Source organism: uncultured Brachyspira sp. (genome assembly GCF_910578695.1).
Classification (GTDB): Bacteria; Spirochaetota; Brachyspiria; order Brachyspirales; family Brachyspiraceae; genus Brachyspira.
The window spans coordinates 1-4,170 of sequence record NZ_CAJTQJ010000069.1 but is presented as its reverse complement, the minus strand read 5'-3'; the positions used below and the strand labels follow the sequence as shown (position 1 = coordinate 4,170).

The 4,170-nt window shown below is 30.6% G+C and carries 3 protein-coding genes and 2 rRNA genes; 4 read left to right on the top strand and 1 reads right to left on the bottom strand.

Going from position 1 to position 4,170, the window contains the following annotated elements; translation table 11 throughout:
• The 4 genes from QZ288_RS11610 to QZ288_RS11595 form a co-directional block, all read left to right on the top strand.
• Positions 1-349, top strand: a 23S ribosomal RNA gene (locus QZ288_RS11610); the annotation flags it as partial.
• 124 nt (positions 350-473) lie between these two features.
• Positions 474-590, top strand: a 5S ribosomal RNA gene (rrf, locus tag QZ288_RS11605).
• 93 nt (positions 591-683) lie between these two features.
• Positions 684-914, top strand: a complete 231-nt coding sequence (locus QZ288_RS11600) for a hypothetical protein (protein WP_295159037.1) — start codon at positions 684-686, stop codon at positions 912-914.
• 26 nt (positions 915-940) lie between these two features.
• Positions 941-1,483 (top strand): GNAT family N-acetyltransferase, encoded by a 543-nt coding sequence (locus QZ288_RS11595; RefSeq protein ID WP_295159035.1) that lies wholly within the window; start codon positions 941-943, stop codon positions 1,481-1,483.
• A 231-nt stretch (positions 1,484-1,714) separates the two neighbouring features.
• Here QZ288_RS11595 and QZ288_RS11590 read toward each other — a convergent pair whose 3' ends face one another.
• A complete protein-coding gene (locus QZ288_RS11590) occupies positions 1,715-3,889 on the bottom strand; it encodes a PTS transporter subunit IIABC (protein WP_295159033.1) in 2,175 nt (724 codons plus the stop codon).
• Positions 3,890-4,170 lie beyond the last annotated feature (281 nt).

Sequence of the window (4,170 nt, the reverse complement as noted above, 5' to 3'; positions counted from 1 at the left end):
GTTTGGCTGTTCGCCAATTAAAGCGGTACGCGAGCTGGGTTCAGAACGTCGTGAGACAGTTTGGTCCCTATCCGTTGTGGGCGTTGGAAAGTTGAGAAGAGTCATTCTTAGTACGAGAGGACCGGAATGAACGCACCGCTGGTGTATCTGTTGTTCTGCCAAGAGCATCGCAGAGTAGCTATGTGCGGACGGGATAACCGCTGAAAGCATCTAAGTGGGAAGCCTCCTTCAAGATGAACTTTCCCTATGAGTTTCGTTGGAGACTACGACGTTGATAGACTGCAAGTGTAAGCAGGGAAGAAATACCTGTTCAGCTGAGCAGCACTAATCAGACCAATGGCTTGACCATATTATCGTTTTCTTCTTAAATAAATAAAAGAATTCATAATGAAAAGCAGAATGAGACTATCTACGCTCTTATATATCTGGTAAAGATACTTGAAATTTTGTTCTTTTTAATTTGTTAATATTATTTCGGTGACCATAGAGAAAGTGATACACCCGTTCCCATTCCGAACACGGCAGTTAAGCCTTTCATCGTCAATGGTACTGTAAGGGTAGCTTTACGGGAGAGTAGAACGTTGCCGGGTATATATTATATATTTATCCCAATAGATGTTTCTGTTGGGATTTTTTATATTTAAACTTTTTTAACTTCTTATATAATAAAGATAATAAATACAATGAATAAAAAAGAAAGAATTATAAAAACTATTAAAATTATAGCGTATCTATTTTCTTATATGATGGTTACTGTAGTTGCTTTTAATTACGGGTATATGTTTTATGCTGTTAAATTTGACGGAGCTTCTGCCCCTCCTAGTATTTCTTTTATTTTTGCTATTCCCTTTATTATTGCTATATTACTATGTCTTATTATAATTAAAATAATTAAAAAAAGATTTAAAGAATAATTATTATTATATTTAGTTTTATCATTATGAAAAAAATATTAGAAACTAAAAGACTTATTTTAAGGGAATTAGAAAAAGATAATAAAAAAGACTATAAAGACTTATGTTCTATACTTCAGGATAAAGAAACAATGTATGCTTATGAACATTCTTTTTCTGATGAAGAGGTATCAAAATGGTTTGAAAATCAATTAAATAGATATAAGAATTATGGTTTTGGATTATGGGCTTGCATATTCAAAGAAAATAATGAATTTATAGGACAGGCAGGACTTAGCATACAAAAAGTTGATAAAAAAATAAATAATTCCTATGAACTTCTTGAAATAGGATATTTATTTAATAAAAATTATTGGCATAAAGGATTTGCAATAGAAGCTGCAATTGCCTGTAAAAATTATGCTTTTAATGTTTTAAATGCTGATAGAGTTTACTCAATAATAAGAGATAATAATATTGCCTCTCAAAAAGTGGCTATTAGAAATGGTATGAAAATAATAGATAATATAGTAAAACATTATTATAATATTGATATGCCTCATTATATATTTTGTGCAGAAAAATCGTAAAATATTATAAATATTAATTGATTTTTGTATTATGGAGTTCTAAAAAATAAGCACTTTTAAAATATTAAATCAAAATATTTTTTATTTAAATAAATTAAAAACAAAAATTTAATTTAATAATAAATATATTGCTATTAGATTATCATAATAAATGCAATTATATTATGATTTTTTATATTAATAAAAAAGGAGACTTAAATTAATAAGCCCCCTTAAAATTAAATTATCTCATTATTTTTTTATATCAAGCAAGTTGTCTCCAATATCTACAGGACTAGAATAGTTTTCAGCTACATCAGAATAATCATCTGAATTAGTAACTATAATAGGTGTTATAGTTGGATATCCCTCTTCTCTTATTCTTTCAGGATTAAATTCTAATAATAAATCACCTTTTTTAATTTTTTGTCCCTCTTCTATATGCGATATAAAATGCGTACCTCCCAATTTTACGGTATCCATACCTACATGTATTAACAATTCAATGCCGCTGTCGGAAGTCAAGCCTATGGCATGCTTAGTAGGAAAAGCAGTTTCTATTATACCGTCAAAAGGAGCATATACTTTTCCTTCTGCAGGTTCAATAGCTACACCTTTACCCATAGCACCGCTTGAGAATGCTTCATCTTTAACGCTTTCTAATTTTATTATTCTTCCTTTTATAGGGGCATAAACTTTATAATCTGATGCTGAACTTTCTTTCTTTTCTTCTTTTTTGATATCTTCTTTATTGGTTTCTTTTACAGTTTCTTTTTTATTTTCTATTATCTCATTATCTGTTATTTCTTTATCGCTTATAGGGTCATGTAAATAGTCTTCTAACCTTGATTTTATTACAGTAACTTTAGGTCCGTATATTATCTGTATGCCGTTTCCTTTTTTTATTATTCCAGCAGCACCGCTAGCCTTTAATACTGCATCATTAACTTTAGAAGCATCATGTACTGTTATGCGAAGTCTTGTTGCACAGCAGTCTACATCGCTGATATTTTTCTTTCCTCCAAGTCCTGATGTTATAAGCGGAGCTTCTTCATATTTAAATAAAGGATTAGTATCAACATTTTCTCCGCTTGCAGCAGCCTTAGCAGCGGCAACATCAGCCCTTCTGTATAATTTAGGTTCTTCGCTGTCAGGCTCTCTTCCCGGAGTTTTCCAATCAAATTTCTTAATTAAAGCAGAGAATAGTAAATAATAAACAAAGAAATAAACAGCACCTACTACTATAATCCATACCCAATTAGTTTTATCATTTCCCTGTATTATGCCGAATAATAATAAATCTATTAAACCGCCTGAAAAAGTCATACCTACTGTAACATGAAGTATATGCATAAGCATAAAGGATATGCCTGCAAGTATGCAGTGAATAGCATAGAATATAGGAGCTACAAATATGAATGTAAACTCTATAGGCTCAGTTATTCCTGTAATCACAGCAGTTAAAGCTGCAGAGAAAAGCAAAGCTCCTACAACCTGTCTTTTTTCTAATCTTGAAGTTTTATACATAGCCAAAGCAGCACCGGGTAAACCGAATATCATAAATGGAAATTTACCTGTCATAAATCTTGTTGCATCTACGCTGAATGCTGTTGTTGAAGGCGAGCCTAGCTGAGCGAAGAATATATTTTGAGCACCTTCTACTAATGTACCGTCTATCATCATAGTACCGCCTAAAGAAGTCTGCCATAATGGAGTATAGAATACATGATGAAGTCCGAAAGGTATCAATGCTCTCTCTATTATACCGTAAAATAATGTTCCTATATAACCAGAACCAGCTATCAAATCTCCTAATTTATTCATTAAAACTTGTATAGGGGGCCATATATAATACATCAATATGCCTACTATCAAGAAAACAATAGAAGATATTATAGGTACAAATCTTGTGCCTCCGAAAAATGATAATACCTGAGGAAGCTCTATAGTATAATATCTATTATGCAATAGGGCTACTCCAAGTCCTACTATAATGCCTCCGAATACACCCATTTGAAGCGATGATATACCTACAACATTAGCAGTAGAGCCTGCTAATAATTTTTCTGCTCCCCCCATAACTGTTATCATCTTGCCTATAGAAGCATGCATTACAAAAAATGCTATAGCACCTGATAATGCTGCAACTTCTTTTTCTTTTTTAGCCATACCAATAGCTACACTCATAGCAAATATAATAGGCAAATTACCGAATATGATACTGCCAGCCTCACTTAATACTGATAATATATTATAGGCAATGGTACCAGGTCCCAAAATTCCCATTAAATTATAAGTTTTTAGCATTGTAGTATTAGTTAATGAACTTCCTATTCCAAGAAAGAGCCCTGCTACAGGAAGTACAGCTATAGGAAGCATAAAAGATCTTCCTACTCTTTGCAATACGCCAAAAATTTTATCTTTCATATTAAAGAACTCCTGATTATAAAAATATATTTTTGATTTATATAATGCAGATTAATATCATATATATATAAAAATCTCATATTAAGTATAATAAATTTTTTTATAATTGTATATACTTTTTAATATTAATTTTCTTACATATTAAATTAACTCTCTGAATATATTAATCTTAAAAAGAATATAAAAAATTACAATATTAACTGTTTATATAGTTTAAATATTTAGAAAAAATATAGTTGACTATTTTTTTAATTTATGTATAATATTTCAATGAATTATAT

Bases quoted from the DNA above. Each gene is read 5' to 3' on its own strand.
- QZ288_RS11595 (WP_295159035.1), top strand. From the start codon at position 941: ATGAAAAAAATATTAGAAACTAAAAGACTTATTTTAAGGGAATTAGAA.
- QZ288_RS11590 (WP_295159033.1), bottom strand. From the start codon at position 3,889: ATGAAAGATAAAATTTTTGGCGTATTGCAAAGAGTAGGAAGATCTTTT.
- QZ288_RS11600 (WP_295159037.1), top strand. From the start codon at position 684: ATGAATAAAAAAGAAAGAATTATAAAAACTATTAAAATTATAGCGTAT.